Below are 17,769 nucleotides of genomic sequence, written 5' to 3' on the forward strand. Positions count from 1 at the left end.
ACGGTGATCAGGCGCCCGGCCGGTTCCCGGTCGGGATGGTGATGGGCGTGGTCGTCGGTGAGCCGGCGTTGTTGAGGAACAGCATCGCGATCGAGCGGATCAACTGGTCGAACAAGTAGAAACCGACCGGCATCACCGGGATCAGGCCTTCGCGGAAAGCGATGTAGGCCGGCCATCCGGTGCGGATTAGGGCCGCCGCGGCGTAGTCGCGGCGCAGGTCCAGCCAATCGCCGATCGCGTCGCTGAGGACGTAGCGGACGAACTCGTTGAGGAAACCCCTGGTGACGCCCAGGTCGATCTGCGCGGTCAGGCCGAGCAGGTCCTCGGCGAGTTCCCTGCCTTCGAACGTCGGCGCGAGGATCGGCGTGAGCACCTGCTCCGACTGCGCGTACGCGGCGGCCCACGTCTGCGGGATGAATTCCTGCCGCACCCCGAGCAGGTGGATGGCGACCTGCCACGAGTGCAGGAAGGCGGTCTCCTCCGCGGCCGTCATCGGGACGCGCCAGTCCTTCATCTTCTTGTGCACGAAGGTGCCGAGGCTGTGGAAGGTGACCAGGATGTCGCCGTTGCTGATCGGGATCCGGTCCGGCTCGTCCGCCACCGCCGACCAGTGCGGCGACTGCGGCAGCAGATGCCGCACCGCGGCGTGCACCAGGCGCGTCTTGTTGGCGGTGACCACGAACTGCCCGCTCGGTTCGAAGGCGTTCAGATCGCTCAGGTCGTAGCCGAAGGTGAACGTCTTGGCCGCGCGGTCCTTCATGTCGGCCCCGCCTGCGGACCAGTAGACCGACTTGGCCTCGCGCGGGATGACCGTGCTCATGATGCCGCTGCCGAGGCCGTACAGCATGAACAGGTAGGTGTCCTTGCGCCGGTTGAAGTCGGCGGCCAGGCGCAGCTTGTCCCGATCGGCCCAGGCGGGGAGCTTGTTGGTCTTCGCGAGGTAGGCGGAGAGGTTGCCCGGCAGGCCGCTCGGCAGCGCGTGGTTGTTGTTCACCCACGGCTTGATCGCGGTGTTGACCGCCGGAACCCCGCCGTTGTCGAGAATCCCGGCCATGATGCCGTCGATCTCGTCGTCCCACGCCCACCACGGGTCGGTCCCGGCGGCCGCGGCGCTCGCCGAAGCCAAGCCGGGGACAACCCCCGCCGCCCCCACCAGGCCCAGCGCGACGCCGAGCGACAGTACGTTCCTCCTGCTGAGACTGCTCATTTACTTACCTAGCTTCCTCGATAGGTAGGAGTGTGGTTTCGCAAGCTGTCGCGGCCTGATCCGATGTGAGACTCGTCGTTAACATAGCGACGCGAGCCGCCCGTCGGCAAGGGCCTCTCGAAGCTGAATCGGTCCGCGACGGCGATCCGGGTCGGCGGCGGTGGGATGGGCGCCGCGGCGGTGCTCCTGCCGCCCCCGGCGATTCACCGCGCCAGCTTCTCGTCCATCGCCCGCAGTTCGCCCTTGACCACCTTCCCGCCCGCGTTGCGGGGCAACTCGGCGACGACCACGAGGTCCTTGGGCCGCTTGAACGAGGCAAGCCGCCCGTCGAGGAAGGCGGTCAGCTCCGGCAGCGCGAGGGGGCCATAGAGGGAGACGAACGCGACCGGCACCTGGCCCCAGCGCTCATCGGCCCGGCCGAGCACGGCGACCTCCCGCACCGCCGGGTGCGCGGCCACGGCGTTCTCGACCTCGGCGCAGTAGATGTTCTCACCGCCGCTGATGATCATGTCCTTCTTGCGGTCGACCACCCAGACGAACCCTTCCTCGTCCTGCCGGACCAGGTCGCCGGAGTGGAACCAGCCACCGGCGAACGCCTCCTCGGTCTCCTGCGGCTTCTTCCAGTACCCCTGCGTCACGGTGGGGCCCCGGTAGACGATCTCGCCCACCTCGCCGATCGCGACGTCGTTCATGGCGTCGTCCACGACGCGGTACTGGAGGGTCGGGATCGGCTTGCCGACGGAACCGAGCTTGCGCAGCGAGTCCTCGCCGCTGAGCACGCAGGTGATCGGCGAGGTCTCGGTCTGGCCGAACACGGCCACGTTCAGCGCGCCGGGGAACTTCTCGGCCATGGCCCGCAGGGTCGAGTCGCTCGCGGGCGCGGCTCCCCAGCTGATGACCCGCAGCTTCAGGTCACGCCGGTCGATGTCCGGCTGGGCGCAGAGCAGGTCCCACTGCTGCGGCACGTTGAACACCACGGTCGCCCCCTCGCGTTCGTACGCGTCGAGCACGGCCTTCGGGTCGAACGCGCCGAGCGGGTGGATCACCACCGTGCCGCCGATCAGGATGTTCGCCACGATCGACCCGAGCCCGGCGATGTGGAAGAAGGGCGCGGTCAGGAAACCGACGTCGGAGTCGTCGGACATCTTCATCGCCCGGATGCAGGTGAGCGCCTGCAACTGCAGGTTGCGGTGGGACAGCAGCACCCCTTTCGGGCGGCCGGTGGTGCCCGAGGTGTACATGATCAGCGCGATCGACTCCTCGCTGACGTCGGGCAGCTCGATCGGCTCGTGGACCGCCAGGAACTCCTCGTACGCGAGCTGGTCGGCCGCCTCCGGCTCGCCGATGACGATCACCGTGCCGATCGACGCGGCGGCCGGGGCGGCCTTGAGCAGGGGCAGTAGCCGCGCGTCGACGACGACCGCCGACGGGGTGCAGTCGGCCAGGATGTAGTCGAGCTCCAGCGGCGCGAGCCGGAAACTGAGCGGGACGGCCATGGCGCCCAGGCTGTTCGCCGCGAACACGCTCTCGACGAACCACGGGTGGTTCAGGGTCAGCAGCGCCACGCGGTCGCCCTCGGTGACACCCCGGCCCGCGAGCGCGGCGGCGAGCTGCCGGGACCGCCGCGAGAGCTGCGCCCAGGTGGTGGTGTTACCGAGGTAGCGCAGCGCGGGCTTGTCCGGCCGCATCATCGCGTGCGTCGCGGTGTGCGCCATCCAGTGGTGGCGGAAGGACCAGGCGGGAACCGCATCGTTCGACATGGGGCCACTCCTCGGTGAGCTGAACGTCGAGCGGCGTCATTATGCCGGGTCAGACCTTGGTTCGGGAAGAAAAAGTTAATGGAGAGTCACGCGAGGCCCGCCGCTGCCGGTACCGGGGCGTTCCGTGGTTGACTGACGCGTATGGCCTCGTACTCGCGCCCGTTCGCCGGGGTGCCGCGGTGACCGCCGGATCCCCGGCGGCCGTTCGACCACGCAACCGCAAGCAGCTCATCGTCGAGGCGGCGGGCCGGGTGTTCAGCGACCGCGGCTACCACGCGGCGTCCATGGAGGAGATCGCCGCCGGGGTGGGCATCACCGCGGCGGCCCTATACCGGCACTTCCCGAACAAGTACGCGTTGTTCGCCGAGTGCGCGAACGTCATGGTGGACCGGCTCGTCGCCGCGATCGACGGTGTGCCGCCCGAGGGGACCCTGGCGGAGGTGCTCACCGCCGCCACCCAGCTCACGGTCACCCACCGCGCGTCGGGTGGGCTGTACCGGTGGGAGGCCCGGTTCCTCGAGAAGGAGGACCGGCACGTGCTCGCGGCGAAGTTCGGGCACATCGTCGAGCGGGTGACCGAGGTGGCGCGAACCGAATACCCGCTGCCCGAGGAACACCTGCGGGCCGCGGCGGCTCTCGGCGTGATCGGGTCCATCACGATGCACCGCGTCTCGATCGCGCAGCGGCGGCTCGAGGAACTGCTGGTGGCGTCCGCCACGCGGGTGGTCGCGACCGACCCCGCGGCGGCGACCGGCGGCGCGCACCTGGTCGAACTGCCCAGCCGGCCCGTGGCCCGCACGCGACGTTCGGAGATCCTGGAAGCCGCGATCGCGCTGTTCGAAAAGGACGGTTTCGCCAACGTCACGAACGCCAAGATCGCCGAGGCCGTCGGGCTGGTCCCGTCCGCCCTCTACCGCTACTTCCCGGGCAAGGCCGACATCCTGGCCGCGGCCTGCCTCCAAGCCGCGGGACTGCTGGCGCAGGCGGTGGAACAGAACCTGGGCGGGGTCACCGATCCGCATGACGCCGTGGCCGCGCTGACCGCGACCTACGTGGCTTACAGCTTCGAGCACACCGCACTCACCAGCGTCGCGAACGCCGAACTGGTCGGCCTGCCGTCGAACCTGCGGCGGCCCCTGGTCACCGCGCAACGCGAGCACATCGCCGTCTGGGAGCAGCTACTGCGAGCGGCCCGGCCGGAACTCGACTCCCGCCAGGCCAGGGTGCTGGTGCACGCCGGGTTCGGCGTCGTGGTCGAGGCCGGGCGACGCCTGCGGTGGCAGGACAGCCCCGGCCACCGCGACGCCGTCGCCGCGCTGCTCGTCGGTGCGCTGGGTGTTTGACGCGGCAGACTCCGCGCCCGACGGGCAACCGACGCCAGAAAACGCTATGAGTGGGGCATTACTTGCGTTGAACGCAAGTAATGCCCCACTCATAGCATTCGCCGGAAGGCTGGTCCGTTGGCGGACCGGGTTGGGGTGTCAGGCGACGCAGTTCGCCAGTGCGGCGCTGGGCGCGGGTACTCCCGCCGGTCCGAAGAACAACTTGGCGCAGGCGCTCAGGAACGCCGTGTTCTCCTCGGCGATCCAGTGCCCGCTGTCCGGCGCGACGACCCCGCGGACGTCGTCGCCGACCTGGCTGAACGAGGTGGCCACCAGCGGGCCGAAGGCGCCTTCCGCGCCCATCGCCAGCACCGGCATCTGCAGGCGCAGGTGCGCGTTGGCCTGGTTGTTCGTGGCGTCGGCGGCGAAGGCCCGGTAGTACTCGTAACCCGCGGTCCGGCGAGCCGGGCTCGCGTAGGCCTGGAAGAAGGCGGCCTGGTCGATGCGCTCGGGATAGCGGGCGCCGCTGAACAGCCAGCCCAGGTAGGTCGACACGTCGTCGTTGTCGATCAGCTTCTCCGGGACCGGCGCGGCGGTCTGGTTCAGGCCGAGGTGGAAGCTGATCCCGTTCATGTCCTCGAGGCCGAAGCCGGACAGCGGGGTCTCGAGCACGGCCATCCGGACGACCTCGGCCGGGAAGTCCCTGGCGTAGGGGTAGGCGACGAGCGCGCCGGTGTCGTGGCCGAGCAGGGAAACCTGGGTGTAGCCCAGTTTGCGGACACCCTCACGGATGCGCTTCGCGGTGGTGGCCTTGTCGTAGCCGCCGGTCGGGATGCTCGATTCACCCGCGCCGGGCAGGTCGAACGCGATCACGGTGTGGTGCTCGGCGAGCGAGGGCATCACCTTCGCCCACTCCCACCAGGTCTGCGGCCAGCCGTGCAGCAGCACCAGCGGCGGCCCGGACCCGCCGCGGACGTAGTGCAGCGTGGTGCCTTGCACGGCAACGGTTCCGTGGCTGAACCCCGGCAGGTTTCCGGACGACGCCTGGTCGGCGGCCGGGGCGGCGACCGGGGTGGCACTGGCCGCCGACCCCGCCAGGAGCAGCACGACCGCGGCCAGGGCGGCGTACAGGCCGCGGCCCGCGCGCCGAAGGGGCCTGTCTCTTCGGATCACTTGATTCTCCTTGCGCTACAACGGAATTGATCTCGTTGTGGATGATCAACTGGAAGTCGACGTCAACGTAGTCCATCCAGCTGGGGGCCAACAACCCTTGAGCGCAAACCGAAGAACGCAATCGAGGAGAAGGGGGAAGGTCGCGGATCGTGCTACTTGGCGTGTTCCGCCGGGTGGGCGCCCGTGCGGTAAAGGGAACGGAGTTGTTGTTTGGAAAATTTCCCGGTGGCTGTCTTGGGTATTTCGTCGAGGAAGAACACCTGGTCCGGCAGCCACCACGAGGCCACGCGATCGCGGAGGTGCTCGCGCACGGATTCGGCGGTGGGCGTGGTCCCGGGGTGGGCGACCACGCAGGCCACCGGCCGCTCACCCCATTTGGCGTCGGCGACCCCGATCACCGCGGCTTCGGCGACATCGGGGTGATCCATGATCGCGTTTTCCAGTTCGACCGAGGAAATCCATTCACCGCCCGATTTCACCAGGTCCTTGGTGCGATCCACGATCCGCACGTACCCGTGACCGTCGATGGTGGCCACGTCACCGGTGCGCAGCCACCCGTCCTCGGTGAACGCGGCTGTGCCGCCGTCCGGGCCGAAGTAGCCGGCGGCGATGGTGGGCCCGCTGGCCTGCAGTTCACCGGGCGTGCGGCCGTCCCACGGTGCTTCCTGCCCGTCATCGCCGACGATGCGGACTTCGGTGAGCGGGATGGCCGGGCCGGGTGTGCCCAGCAGCGCGCGTTTTTCCTCGTGGGTGTAGTGGTCGTGCGCGGTGCCGATGCGGGAGGTGGTGACCACCGGGCTGGTCTCGGTCATGCCCCAGGCGTTGGTCAGCGGCACGCCGATGGTGTCGCGGTAGGCGCGGCTGAGCGCCTCGTCGACCGCGCCACCGCCACTCACGATCTGGCGTACGGATGAGAGGTCGTGCTGGTCGAGCAACGGCAGCAGGCCGCGCCAGACGGTGGCGACCGCGGCGCCGAAGGTGACCTTGTGGCGGGCCAGCAGGTCCGCCAGTTCCGGTGGGCTCATCGCGGGCCCGGGGAGCACGAGGTCGGCGCCGCACAGCATGGCGCTGTAGGGCAGGCCCCAGGCGTTGACGTGGAACATCGGCACGATCGGCATGACCACGTCGCGTTCGCTGAGGCCGAAGGTGTCGACCATCAGCAGCAGACCGGCGTGCAGGACCACGGAACGGTGGCTGTACAGCACGCCTTTGGGGTTGCCGGTGGTGCCCGAGGTGTAGCACAGCGCGGCGGCGGTGTCCTCGTCGGCGACGGTGAACTCCCGTCCACTGTCCTTAGTGGACCAGAGAAGGTCCTCGTAGTCGACGATGCGATCGTCGTCGGGGATTTCGGTGTCACCGCCGTCGTCCATCACCACCACCGCGCGCACGGTGGTGAACGTGTCGATCAGGGGCCAGACGGCGGGCAGGATCGAGCGGTCGACGAACAGCACGTCGTCCTCGGCGTCGTTGACGATGTAGGTGATCTGCTCGCCGAAGAGCCGGTGGTTGATCGTGTGCAGTACCCGCCCGGTGCAGGGCACCGCCAGGTACAACTCGGTGTGGCGGTGGCTGTTCCACGCGAAGGTGCCCACCCGGGCGCCCGCCGGTACGCCGAGTTCGTCGAGCGCGGCGGCCAGGCGCCGCACCCGCGCGCACACCTCGGCCCAGGTCATGGCCGTCTCGCCGTCGACCCGGCCGGACACCACGGTCTTGTGCCCGAAGTAGCGCTCCACCCGCCGGAAGACGTGGGGCAGGGACAGTGGACGGTCTTGCATCAACCCGTGCATCCGCGGGGCACTTCCTTTCGATCGCGGGGGAGTCAGCGTGTGCAGGCGAAGCTCGAGGCGGTCCCTGGGTCGCCTGCGCGATATTTGGGCCAGTACGGGAACTCGCACAGGGGAAGAGTGCGGTCGCGGCTCGCGTCGGTCACGATCGGCCGGACGGGTGCCTGTCCTTTTCGGACCCAGCTTTCGAGCGCGGACAGCGAGTCCCAGCCCGCGGCGAACGCGGGCGCGCCGACGTTCGCGTGGTTCGCGCCGGGCACGAGGTAGTACCGCAGGAACGTGCCGGTCGAGTGTGCGCCCAGTTTCTGTTGCACCCGCTGGTAGTAGTCGCTCGTCGAGCGGTGCGAGACCAGCTCGTCCGCGGCGCCGTGGAGCAGGATGAGCTTGCCACCGGCGCGGGCGAACGGGCGGAGGTCCACGTTGTTGCGGTCCTGGATCGTGGAGAGGTAGCTGATCCGTTCGCGCCACTTCCCGGGATCGCGAGGATCCACGGCGAAGGCGCTGTGGCCGGGGTCGCGGGTCAGGAAGTGCTTGACCCATTGGTTCCAGTACTGCATCCCGTAGCCGCTGGTCACCGGCATGGGATCGGCAGGCGGGGTGGTGCCGAAGCCGAGGAACGGGGTCCTCATGTCCGCCCCCGAGAGGAACGGGAAGCCGGGGTAGCCGGTCTCGCCACTGGCGATCCGGTATGGCCATTCGAACGAGGTGGACATGGCGGTCACGGCCGTGACCTGAGCATCCGACAGACACCCAGGTCCCGTGTCGGCCCCGCCGGGGCAGCGAAGCGTCCGCGGATCGAAGTGACAGCCGCGCTCGTTCGAGATGACGTTGTCCCGGACGCCGTCCAGGCCGTCACAGGCGTTGATCACGCTGTCGTAGAGGAGCTTCTGCTTCTCCACTCCGGGAAAAGCGCCGGGCTGGGCCAAAATTTGCGTCAGGTACCCGAGGTACAGGGCCTCACTGAGGTTGTTCCAGGCCGGATAGGCGGAGATCACGCCGTCGAAGGCTTCCGGCCACCGTTGAGCGACGACGAGGGCTTCGCGGCCACCCGTCGAGCCGCCCGCGAAGTAGACCTCGGCTGGCTTTGCCCGGTAGGCGTGCCGGATGAGGAACAGGCTCGCGTCACGCGTCTTCTTGAGTGCGTCACCGGCGGCGAAGTTGTGCAGGGCTTCGTCGTTCGCGCCGAACGAGCCGTCCAGCGACGGTGGCACCGCCGGATTCTGCTGGTGGCCGGAGTCGCCGGCGAACATCGCGTACCGCCGGGCCAGCGGCACCGGCTGGTCGGCAGGACCGAACGGCACGTTCGCCGTCAGGTCGGGGATGGTGCCGTTGTAGCCGCCGCCACCGAACATCATCGCCTGGCGGTTCCAGCCGTGCGGCAGGGCGAGGCGCATTTTGATCTCGGGCGCGGCCGGGTCGACGGGCGAGATCGAGGCGTCGACCTGGCAGTACGTGATCGTCACGCCGCTGAGGACGCTGGTCTTGACCGAGGTCGAAGTGACGCGGCCGCCGGTGGTCGGCAGGCTCATCACCGAAGCCGGAATCTTCAGTTGGTCCAGCCCGGCGCATTCCACCGCAGGGTGCGCGGTCGCGGGGCCGGTGCCCGCGATGGCGCCTGCCAGCACCAGGGTCACCAGCACGGGAAGTCGAGAAAGTGTTCTGCGCACGCCGTTCGCCTCTCTGGAATCGTCAGGAGTAGAGCTGCGCGCCCGGGACGGCGTGCGGATCCTTGCGGACCTCGGCGGGGTTCGTCTCGGGCAGGAACCACGCGCTGACGAAGGTGATCAGCCCCATGGCCATGATGTAGGCGGCGACCGGCACGGTGCTCCCGGTGTTCGCGATGAGCGCCGTCATCAGGAACGGCGTGCCACCGCTGACGATGATCGCGGACAGCTGGTAAGCCAGCGACGCGCCCGAATAGCGGACGTTCGGCGCGAACAGTTCTCCGAGGAAGCTCGCGATCGGGCCGTAGGTCAGCGTCTGGAAGACGAACCCGACCACCACGGCGACGAAGATCAGCGGCAGTGACGCGGTGTCGACGAGCCCGAAGTACGGGAAGGCCCAGGCGGCCACACCCAGGCCACCGATGAGGATCAGCGGACGGCGGCCCACCTTGTCCGAGAGGTGGCCGGACCAGGGGATGACCACCAGCATCGCCACCGAACTGGCCAGCACGACCGCGAGCAGGGCGTCGCGCTCGAGCTTGAGCGTGCCGGTGCCGTAGCTCAGAAGTCCGGAGATGCTGACGTAGAACAGGCTGTTGGTGGCGGAAAGTAGCCCGCAGCCGAGGAGGATGGTGCCCCACTTGCTCCGGATGACCTGCGCCAGCGGAGCCCGGACGACCGCACTCTCCGGCCGCGGCGCTTCCTTCTGCAGTTCCCGGAATTCCGGGGTGTCCTCCACTTTGGCCTGGATGTAGAGCACCACGGCGAACATCACCACGCTGAGCAGGAAGGGGATCCGCCAGCCCCAGCTGAGGAAGGCCTCGTCCGGCATCAGGCCGCTGGCCGCCACGAAGATCAGGTTCGAGATGATCACGGCGACGGGGACGCTGGTCTGCCCGAAGGTGCCGGCGAACCCCCGCCGCTTGGGCCCGGCGGACTCGGTGAGCAGGAGCATGATGCCGCCCCACTGACCGCCCGCCGCGAGGCCCTGCAGGAAGCGCAGCGTGACCAGCAGGATCGGGGCCAGCGCGCCGACCGATCCCGCGCTCGGGAGGCAGCCGATCAGGAAGGTCGCGGCCCCCATCAGCGCCAGGCAGGCGACCACGACCGGCTTGCGCCCGTACTTGTCCCCGAAGTGCCCGGCGAGCACCCCGCCGATCGGGCGCGCCACGAACCCGGCCCAGAACGTGCTGAAGGCGAGCAGCGTGCCCGTCAGCGCCGAGGACTCCGGGAAGAACACCTTGGGGAAGACCAGTGCGGCCGCGGTGCCGTAGAGGAAGAAGTCGTACCACTCGATCGAACTGCCGATGAGCCCCGCGGCCAGCAGCTTGCGGAACGATCGTCGTCGGGTGGCGGGCAGATCGGCGTCCGGGGAGCCGGACTGTCCTTCGGGGTGCGCGAGCGGGGTGGCCATACGTGCCGCCTTCGTCGATGCCGGCGAGTGATGGCGGTCATAGTATGGCGCGGTTACGCTGCGGATGAGGTGTGGATCACCCACATCTGGCGGTGATCCGGTGGAATTTTCTTCCACCCTCTTTCGAGGAGGCACGGTGGCCGAGGCGGAGTCGTACTCGCTCGCGCGCAGGCAACGTGAGCTGGCGTCGTTGTACGCGACCGCCAAGTCGCTCACCGCGCTGGGCGAGCTCGACGAGGTCCTGCAGTCGATCGTCCACCACGCCCACGACCTGATCGGCACGGATTTCACCTACCTCTCGCTGGTCGGCGCGGACGGCAGGCTGTCGGCCAGAGCCTCGGAAGGCACGATTTCCGCGTCCTTCCTCGCGGCGGGCATCCCGGCCACCGTGGGACTCGGCGGCAAGGTGCTGGCCTCCCGGAGCCCGCACTGGGTGCGCAACTACGGCGCCGCGACCCTGTTCGACCACGACCCGAACTTCGACCGCCTGGCCGCGACCGAGGCACTCGTCGCCCTGCTCGGGGTGCCACTGGTCATCCGGGGTGAAGCGGTGGGCGCCTTGTTCGTGGCGGACCGTTCCGAGCGGTCCTTCCAGGCCGAGGAAATCGCGCTGCTGAGCGCTTTCGCCGATCACGCCGCGGTCGCCCTCGACAATGCGCGTCTCTACGAGGCGAGCCGGAACTCCTTGCAGGAACTGCGGATCGCGTACCGGAAGATCGAAGAGCACATGGCGGTCATGGAACGCGCGCAGGCGATCCACGAAGCCCTGACCGGTGTCGTGCTGGAGGGCGGGACGCCGGGGGATGTCGCGCAGCTCCTCGCCGACCAGCTGGGTGGGAGCGTCACGATCCTCGACGGGACCGGTGCCACCCTCGCCCGCCGGGACTCGGCGTCGAACCCGTGCCGGGCCCCCTCGGATTCCGGGCTGGCCGAGGCCGTCGAGAACGCCCACCGCTCGGGCCGCTGCACGACCTCGGTCGACGCGGCCGGCGTCGCCCGCAGTGTCGCGTCGATCCAAGCGGGGGACAGCTACCTCGGCGCGCTGGCGTGGAGCCGGGAAGCGGTCGCCGATCGCGGTGCGCCGGACGACATGGACCTGCGGACCGTCGAGCGGGCCACCCACATCCTGGGGTTGCTCATCCTCAAGGAGCGGGCCGTCGCCGATGCCGGTGAACGGCTCAGCGGGGAGCTCCTGACCGAGTTGATGGTCGGCAGCCCCGGGATCAGCCCGGCCCAGCGCGCCCGCACCAGCGCCCGCAACATCGACGCCGACCGCCTGAACCTCGTCCTCGTCGCGGACTCGCCGACGCTGTCGTCCACCGATCTGTCGCGTCACCTGCAGGGCATCGCCCGGGACCGGTCGGGACTGGCCGGGGAACACCTGGGCCGGGCCACGATGATCCTCCACAGCGCCGACGACGACCAGACCGTCGCGGAGGTGCACCACCGGCTGCGCCGGGCACTCGGTGGCGCCGTCGTGGTCGTCGGAGAACGGGCGGCCGACCAGGACTGGGCACGGGCCTTCTCGCTCGCCAGCCGCTGCAGCGCGGTGATCCGCGCGATCGGGCACACCGACCTGGGCGCCACCACAGGCAGATACGCTCTCTACGCCATGGTTTTCGACCCCGAACGGGTCCGGGAACTCGACCGGTTCATCACCGGCTCGATCGGCCCGCTCCTCGACTACGACCAGCGGCGCGGCAGCAATCTCGTCGAGACCCTCAGCGCGTACTACGCCCAGCACACCAACGTCGCGGCGACCGCGCGGGCGTTGCACGTCCACGTCAACACGCTGCTCAAGCGACTGGACCGCGTCGGCAGCGTGCTCGGCGTCGATTGGCGCCACGACAACGATCTGGAACTGCAGCTGGGACTTCGGCTGCACCAGCTCCGAGGAATCCCGGCGGCCCAGGCGGACTGACCGGCCGGCGTCCGGGTGGGTGCGATCGGGCGGTGTGCTGGACACTGGGAGCGGCGGGGGAAGCCGAGCGGAGGAGCAGACCAGTGGTGGAAGTCATCGGTGCCGGTTTCGGCCGGACCGGGACCATGTCGTTGCACAGTGGGCTGGAAACCTTGGGGTACGCGCCGTGCCACCACATGAAGGAGGTGCTCGGCAACCTGGGTTCCACCACGGTGTGGGCCGACGCCCTGCGCGGTGACCGCGAGGCGCTGCGCACCGCTGTGGCGGGCTACCGCGCCACCTTGGACTTCCCGAGTTGCCTGCTGTGGCGCGAAATGATGGAGCTGTTCCCCGACGCCAAGGTGCTGCTCAGCGTCCGTGACCCGGAAAGCTGGTACCACAGCGCCGCCGCGACGATCTTCAACCCGGTGATGGAAGAGGTCGCCGCGCGACTGGCCGCGAGCGACGGCGCGGTGACCACCGACATGATGACGGCCATGGCCGAGCACGGCTTCGGCGACCACGGCAAGGACGAGACGATCGCCTGGTTCGTCCAGCACAACAAGGACGTCATGGCCACGGTCCCGGAGGACAAACTGCTGGTGTACCAGGTGAGCGACGGCTGGGAACCGCTGTGCGAGTTCCTCGGCGCCGCCGTCCCGCAGGAGCCGTTCCCGCGCGTCAACGACTCGGCCGACTTCGCCGAGAACGTGGACCGCTTCCTCAGCGACGGCTCCATCGGCTGGTGAGTTGTCCCCCGCGCGAGCTAGACCCGAATGCCCACTGCGGGGTGATGATCCCGGGGTGCCCGGGCCCCTAGCGTTCCTTCAGGCTGCTACTGGAAGGAACACACGTTGAAGCGAATGCGATCGATGGCCGTGGTGCTGATGGCGACCCTGGGCATCACGATGGCCACGACCACCCCGGCCTGGGCGACCTTCGAAGTCAACCTCTTCGACTGCACGTTCGGCACCGCCGACTTCCTGGTCTTCGGCCAGACGGCAGCCAACGGCCTCGGCACCCGCCGCTGCTACGCCGACGCGGGTGACCTGTCGCTCGGCCTGGACCGCGTGACCAGCTTCAAAAGCGGGAACAACGCGGGCTACTTCGAATACGAGCCAGGCGACGGCTACCGCTACCGGCACCACTTCCCCAAAGGCGAACACCTCACCAAGTGGTACGGCTACGTCGCCCACCTACACATCAACTAACCAGCCCCCGAACCCCACGCTCCCGCACCCGAACCCCACGTTCAGGCAGCCGAGTTCCACATTCAGGCAGGCGAGTCTCACGTTCGGGTAGCCGAACTCCACACTCGAGCAGCCGAGGCCTCCGTGCAAGCGCCCGAACCCCACACTCAGGCAGCCGAGTGCCACACTCCCGCACCCGAACCCCACGCTCAGGCACCCCAACCCCACGTTCAGGCAGGCGAAAGCCGCATTCGCGCAGTCGAGTTCTGCATTCGGGACCGTGAGTTCTACGTCCGCGTTTCGCCTCGGGCGATGTTCACTGCGCGTGCGCCGGAGGCTGCCCGCTCATCCGCGGCTCGCGAGTGTGGAACTCGGCCACCCGAGTGTGGAGTTCGGCTGCCTGAGTGTGGAACTCGGCTTCGCGAACGCGGGACTCGCCTGCGCGAACGTGGGGTTCGCCTGCCTGAACGTGGGGTTCGGCTACCCGAACGTAGGACTCGCCTGCCTGAACGTGGGGTTCGGGTGCGTGAGTGTGGGACTCGGCTGCGCGAACGTGGGGTTCGGGTGCGGGGGGCGAGCTGGACTAGATGGGTTGGGCGGTGGGGAGGATGGTGACTTCGGTGAGGTTGACGTGTCGCGGCACGGCGGCCATGAAAGCGACGGTTTCGGCGACGTCGGCGGACTGCAGCACGTCGATCTGGGAGATGAGGTCGGCCATGAGCCGGCCGGCGTCGGGATCGGTGACGTGGTCCGGTAGTTCGGTGTCGACCATGCCGGGCTCGATGGTGGCCACGCGCACGTTCTTCGGCCCGAGTTCCACCCGCAGCAGCCGGGTGAGGTGGCTGAGGTAGGCCTTCGTGCCGGAGTAGACGGAGAACTTCTCCAGGATCCGGGTGGCCGCGATCGACGAGGTGCTGATCAGGTCGGCCGGCTTCCCCGCCGAAGCGGCGGCGGTCAGGTGCGGCACGAAAGCGCCGATCACGTTCATCACCCCGGTGACGTTCAGGTCGATCTGCCGCTGCCACTCGTCCTGGCGCAGGTCGGTGATGGGGGAGATGAGCTGGACGCCGGCGTTGTTGAAGACCAGGTCGGCCGCGCCGAGCCGGTCCTCGACCTCCCGCGCGGCGGCGTGTACCGCGTCCCGGCTGGTGACGTCGACCGGGATGGCGACGGCGGTGCCGCCGTCATCGTTGACGGCGGCCACCAGCGTGTCGAGTTTGTCCTTGCGCCGGGCCAGCACGGCGACCTTCGCGCCGAGTCCCGCCAGTCGCGTGGCGGTGGCGGCGCCGATGCCGCTGGAGGCGCCGGACACCACGGCCACGCGGCCGGCCAGGGGCGTGCCGGTGAGCAGAGTGGACATGAATCATTCCTCCTTCGAGCAGGTCAGACGGTGACGGCGTCTCGGTGGGCGGTGGCGGCGGACTTCTCACGCCACGGCGCCACGTCCTGCTCGATCCGCGCCAGCTTGACCTCCAGCCGTTCGAGGGTGTCGGGGCCGAGGTACAGGTGGGTGGGCAGCTCGTCCCCGCCGGTGACCTCGTGGATCAGGGCGGCGGCCTTGACCGGGTCGCCGAGCTGTGTGTGGTTGGCCGTATCGACCCAGTCGAGGGTCTCGTGCGCGGGAGTGCCGTCGTAGTCGGCGATGCGCTGCGCCGCGAGCGAAAGTGAGCTGGCGTCGAGGAAATCGGTGCGCAGCACGCCCGGCTCCACCACCATGGACTGGATGCCGAACGGCTTCATCTCCGCGGAGAGGGCCTCGCTGATCCCGGCCACGGCGAACTTCGACGCGCTGTACATGCTCACGCCCGGCTCGCCCTCGAAACCCGACCGGGAACCGATGTGGACGAGCTTGCCCGAACGCTGGCGGCGCATGACGGGCAGCACCGCGCGGGTCATGGAGATCAGGCCGAAGACGTTGAGGTCGAACAGCGACCGTGCCTCGGCGTCGGTGACCTCCTCCAGCGCCCCGAGCAGGCCCCGGCCCGCGTTGTTGACCAGCACGTCGATCCCGCCGAACCGGTCGGTGGCCGCCTCGACGGCGGCGGGGATGGCTTCGGCGTCGGTGACGTCGAGTTCGACGACCAGCGCGTTGGGTGCCGTCTTCAGGTCCTCCGGCACGCGGTCCGGGTTCCGCACCGCGACGACCAGGTCATCACCGCCGTGGAGCGCGGCGCGAGCGATTTCGGCGCCCAGGCCGCGGGATGCTCCGGTAATGAACCAAGTGGTCATGACTGTTTCGCTCCTTCCGGGTCCTCCTTGCTGACGGATTCGAGTTTGCCGAGGTGAGCGGGCCGGATGAAGGTCGCGGGTTTCCTGGGAGTGACACACCCAGGAACGGCGCGGTCGCGCAGCCGGTCGAACGCCTCCGCCGTCGGCGACGCCGGTTCGGCCTGGTAGACGACGAGTTGCTGGTGCGGTGCCCCGTTGACGGTGAAGGCGGAGAAGAGGATGTGCAGGTCGCCGACGTGCGAGTGGCGCAGGTGCTTGCCCTCCTGGGTCTTGGGTTTCACCTCGTGCCGGGCCCACAGCTCGGCGAATTCCGGGCTGCCCTCGGACAGTTCGGCGACCACCTCGGCGATGCGCGGGCTGTCGGGATCGTGCCCGTAGGCGGCGCGGAGTTCGGCCACGCACGAGTGCGCCGCGCGCTCCCACTCCTGGTAGAACTCGCGCCCGGCAGGGTCCAGGAACACCATGCGGGCCAGGTTCTCCGCCGTCGCGAAGCCTTCGTGCAGCGCGGCGGCCATCGTGTTGCACGCCAGGATGTCCAGCGCCGGGCCGAGCACGAACGCGGGCGAGCCCGTCCACCCGTCCATGAGCTGCAGCAGTTGCGGACTCACCGGCAAGCCCTCCGTGCGGCGCGCCACCCTCGCTTCGGGTGGCTGGACCAGCAGCCACAGGTGTGCCGTGGCCGCGTCGTCGAGCCGCAGCGCCCGCGCCACCGCGTCCACGACCTGCGGCGAAGGACTGGACTCGCGGCCCTGCTCCAGGCGCATGTAGTAGTCGCTGCTCACCCCGGCCAGGATCGCGACCTCCTCCCGGCGGAGGCCCTTGACCCGGCGCCGGCCGTGCTCGGGCAACCCGACGTCCCGCGGCTGCACCGCTTCGCGCCGGGCCCGCAGGAACTCGCCCAGAGGCGTACCGCTCATCACGTCGTCCCTTCCTCGGATCACCACGTGATCCTGATTGCCCGACCGGCGGCAACCGTAATCAGCGGGCTGAGCAGCCGGGCCGTGGGCGATGTCGAGATCCGTCGCGGTCGAGTCTGCTGTTCGACCGCGGGTACCGCAGCGCGCCGGGGAGGTCGCCGGTGCGGTAGGGGAACAGCAGGCTCTGCGGCTGGTCGTGGATGGGGTAGAGCCACATCGCGCGACCGCGGACGGGATTCAGGAATTGCGCGTGGCGGAACCTCGCGCCCTCGGCGCGTACAGCTCGCAGGCGCGGCTGCGCTTGTTCAGCCGGCCAGGTAACCGCCCGTGGCGTCGAGGTCCTGGCCGACGAGGGCACTGGAGTCGGCCGAGGCGAGGAACATGACGACGGCGGCCATCTCCTCGGCCCGCACGATGCGCTTGATCGGGTAGTCCTGGGCGATCTGCTCGTACGTCAGGCCGAACGCTTCGGCCGCTCTGCGCAGCATCGGCGTGTCGACCGCACCGGGTGCGAACGCGTTCACCCGGATGTTGTCGGCCGCGTACTCGAGCCCCGCGACCTTCGTGAGCGAGGCGACGGAGTGCTTGCTGGCGTTGTAGGGCGCGATGGTGGTGAACCCGACCTCCGCCGACAGCGACGCCGTGTTCACGATGACGCCACCGCCCTGCGCGAGCATCCGGGGCAGCTCGTACTTCATCGCGAGGAACACCCCGGCCACGTTCGTCTGCCAGACGGCCGCCATGTCGGCGAGCGTCTGCTCGTGCAGCCTGGCCGCGCGCGGGCTCTCGATCCCGGCGTTGTTGACGGCGATGTCGAGCCGCCCGTACCGCCGCACGCACGCGTCGACGAGGTCCCGTACCTGCGACTCGTCCCGCACGTCGGCCCGCCGGTAGGTCGCGTCGCCCCCGGCCGCGCGGATGCTGGTGGCGACCTGGTTGCCGAGTTGTTCCCTGCGCCCGCAGAAGAACACCTTGGCCCCTTCTCTCGCGAACGCCCGCGCGGTCGCCTCCCCGATCCCGGAGGTGGCGCCGGTGATGAGCACGACCTCACCGGCGAAGCGTCCCCGCGCGGGCGGTGCGGCGCCGGCGGTTCCGGCGGTCAGCGCGGTCGCGGCAACCGCACCCGCGCCGGCGGTCAGCATCTGTCTACGCGTCGGCATTCCTGCTCCTTCACTCAACCTGGCCGGAAAGCGTTCTTCCGGCAGACCA

General features: G+C 69.3%; 15 protein-coding genes. 4 read left to right on the plus strand and 11 right to left on the minus strand.

Going from position 1 to position 17,769, the window contains the following annotated elements; all coding sequences use genetic code 11:
• Positions 1-7: 7 nt before the first annotated feature.
• Together JOM49_RS25185 and JOM49_RS25190 are read right to left on the minus strand one after the other, a co-directional pair.
• Positions 8-1,207 (minus strand): oxygenase MpaB family protein, encoded by a 1,200-nt coding sequence (locus tag JOM49_RS25185; RefSeq protein ID WP_209666704.1) that lies wholly within the window; start codon positions 1,205-1,207, stop codon positions 8-10.
• 203 nt (positions 1,208-1,410) lie between these two features.
• Positions 1,411-2,967 (minus strand): AMP-binding protein, encoded by a 1,557-nt coding sequence (locus JOM49_RS25190; RefSeq protein ID WP_209666705.1) that lies wholly within the window; start codon positions 2,965-2,967, stop codon positions 1,411-1,413.
• A 179-nt stretch (positions 2,968-3,146) separates the two neighbouring features.
• Here JOM49_RS25190 and JOM49_RS25195 point away from each other — a divergent pair, with 179 nt between their 5' ends.
• Complete coding sequence (locus tag JOM49_RS25195) at positions 3,147-4,310, plus strand: TetR/AcrR family transcriptional regulator (RefSeq protein WP_209666706.1); 1,164 nt, start codon at positions 3,147-3,149, stop codon at positions 4,308-4,310.
• A 138-nt stretch (positions 4,311-4,448) separates the two neighbouring features.
• Here the strand turns inward: JOM49_RS25195 and JOM49_RS25200 are convergent, their stop codons facing one another.
• The 4 genes from JOM49_RS25200 to JOM49_RS25215 form a co-directional block, all read right to left on the minus strand.
• Positions 4,449-5,462 (minus strand): alpha/beta fold hydrolase, encoded by a 1,014-nt coding sequence (locus JOM49_RS25200; protein WP_282768110.1) that lies wholly within the window; start codon positions 5,460-5,462, stop codon positions 4,449-4,451.
• A gap of 152 nt (positions 5,463-5,614) precedes the next feature.
• Positions 5,615-7,237 carry a long-chain fatty acid--CoA ligase gene (locus JOM49_RS25205; RefSeq protein WP_245369465.1) on the minus strand — a complete coding sequence of 541 codons (1,623 nt, stop codon included), beginning with the start codon at positions 7,235-7,237 and terminating at the stop codon, positions 5,615-5,617.
• A 44-nt stretch (positions 7,238-7,281) separates the two neighbouring features.
• Positions 7,282-8,886 carry a tannase/feruloyl esterase family alpha/beta hydrolase gene (locus tag JOM49_RS25210; RefSeq protein WP_209666708.1) on the minus strand — a complete coding sequence of 535 codons (1,605 nt, stop codon included), beginning with the start codon at positions 8,884-8,886 and terminating at the stop codon, positions 7,282-7,284.
• A gap of 49 nt (positions 8,887-8,935) precedes the next feature.
• A complete protein-coding gene (locus JOM49_RS25215) occupies positions 8,936-10,324 on the minus strand; it encodes an MFS transporter (RefSeq protein ID WP_209666709.1) in 1,389 nt (462 codons plus the stop codon).
• A 136-nt stretch (positions 10,325-10,460) separates the two neighbouring features.
• Between JOM49_RS25215 and JOM49_RS25220 the strand changes: the two genes are divergently transcribed.
• The 3 genes from JOM49_RS25220 (at position 10,461) to JOM49_RS25230 (ending at position 13,435) form a co-directional block, all read left to right on the plus strand.
• Positions 10,461-12,245 carry a helix-turn-helix domain-containing protein gene (locus tag JOM49_RS25220; protein WP_308158858.1) on the plus strand — a complete coding sequence of 595 codons (1,785 nt, stop codon included), beginning with the start codon at positions 10,461-10,463 and terminating at the stop codon, positions 12,243-12,245.
• An 83-nt stretch (positions 12,246-12,328) separates the two neighbouring features.
• Entirely contained in the window at positions 12,329-12,973 is a 645-nt protein-coding gene (locus tag JOM49_RS25225) for a sulfotransferase family protein (RefSeq protein WP_209666711.1), read from the plus strand.
• Positions 12,974-13,087: 114 nt separating this feature from the next.
• Positions 13,088-13,435 (plus strand): beta/gamma crystallin domain-containing protein, encoded by a 348-nt coding sequence (locus JOM49_RS25230; protein WP_245370894.1) that lies wholly within the window; start codon positions 13,088-13,090, stop codon positions 13,433-13,435.
• Positions 13,436-13,997: 562 nt separating this feature from the next.
• Here the strand turns inward: JOM49_RS25230 and JOM49_RS25235 are convergent.
• The 5 genes from JOM49_RS25235 to JOM49_RS25255 form a co-directional block, all read right to left on the minus strand.
• Positions 13,998-14,774 carry an SDR family oxidoreductase gene (locus JOM49_RS25235; RefSeq protein ID WP_209666713.1) on the minus strand — a complete coding sequence of 259 codons (777 nt, stop codon included), beginning with the start codon at positions 14,772-14,774 and terminating at the stop codon, positions 13,998-14,000.
• 23 nt (positions 14,775-14,797) lie between these two features.
• Positions 14,798-15,643, minus strand: a complete 846-nt coding sequence (locus JOM49_RS25240; RefSeq protein WP_209666714.1) for an SDR family NAD(P)-dependent oxidoreductase — start codon at positions 15,641-15,643, stop codon at positions 14,798-14,800.
• Positions 15,640-16,560, minus strand: a complete 921-nt coding sequence (locus JOM49_RS25245; protein WP_209666715.1) for a helix-turn-helix transcriptional regulator — start codon at positions 16,558-16,560, stop codon at positions 15,640-15,642. The genes JOM49_RS25240 and JOM49_RS25245 overlap by 4 nt, the downstream gene beginning before the upstream one ends.
• A 61-nt stretch (positions 16,561-16,621) precedes the next feature.
• Positions 16,622-16,777, minus strand: coding sequence for a hypothetical protein (locus tag JOM49_RS25250; protein WP_209666716.1), 156 nt, complete (start codon positions 16,775-16,777; stop codon positions 16,622-16,624).
• An 88-nt stretch (positions 16,778-16,865) separates the two neighbouring features.
• On the minus strand, positions 16,866-17,720 hold the full coding sequence (locus tag JOM49_RS25255) for an SDR family NAD(P)-dependent oxidoreductase (RefSeq protein ID WP_209666717.1): 855 nt from the start codon (positions 17,718-17,720) through the stop codon (positions 16,866-16,868).
• Positions 17,721-17,769 lie beyond the last annotated feature (49 nt).

The organism is Amycolatopsis magusensis, from assembly GCF_017875555.1.
GTDB classification, from domain to species: domain Bacteria; phylum Actinomycetota; class Actinomycetes; order Mycobacteriales; family Pseudonocardiaceae; genus Amycolatopsis; species Amycolatopsis magusensis.

Coding starts and splice junctions, on each gene's coding strand:
- JOM49_RS25185 (WP_209666704.1), bottom strand. CDS start 1,207: ATGAGCAGTCTCAGCAGGAGGAACGTACTGTCGCTCGGCGTCGCGCTG.
- JOM49_RS25190 (WP_209666705.1), bottom strand. CDS start 2,967: ATGTCGAACGATGCGGTTCCCGCCTGGTCCTTCCGCCACCACTGGATG.
- JOM49_RS25205 (WP_245369465.1), bottom strand. CDS start 7,237: ATGCAAGACCGTCCACTGTCCCTGCCCCACGTCTTCCGGCGGGTGGAG.
- JOM49_RS25215 (WP_209666709.1), bottom strand. CDS start 10,324: ATGGCCACCCCGCTCGCGCACCCCGAAGGACAGTCCGGCTCCCCGGAC.
- JOM49_RS25230 (WP_245370894.1), top strand. CDS start 13,088: ATGCGATCGATGGCCGTGGTGCTGATGGCGACCCTGGGCATCACGATG.
- JOM49_RS25235 (WP_209666713.1), bottom strand. CDS start 14,774: ATGTCCACTCTGCTCACCGGCACGCCCCTGGCCGGCCGCGTGGCCGTG.
- JOM49_RS25240 (WP_209666714.1), bottom strand. CDS start 15,643: ATGACCACTTGGTTCATTACCGGAGCATCCCGCGGCCTGGGCGCCGAA.
- JOM49_RS25245 (WP_209666715.1), bottom strand. CDS start 16,560: ATGAGCGGTACGCCTCTGGGCGAGTTCCTGCGGGCCCGGCGCGAAGCG.
- JOM49_RS25250 (WP_209666716.1), bottom strand. CDS start 16,777: ATGTGGCTCTACCCCATCCACGACCAGCCGCAGAGCCTGCTGTTCCCC.
- JOM49_RS25255 (WP_209666717.1), bottom strand. CDS start 17,720: ATGCCGACGCGTAGACAGATGCTGACCGCCGGCGCGGGTGCGGTTGCC.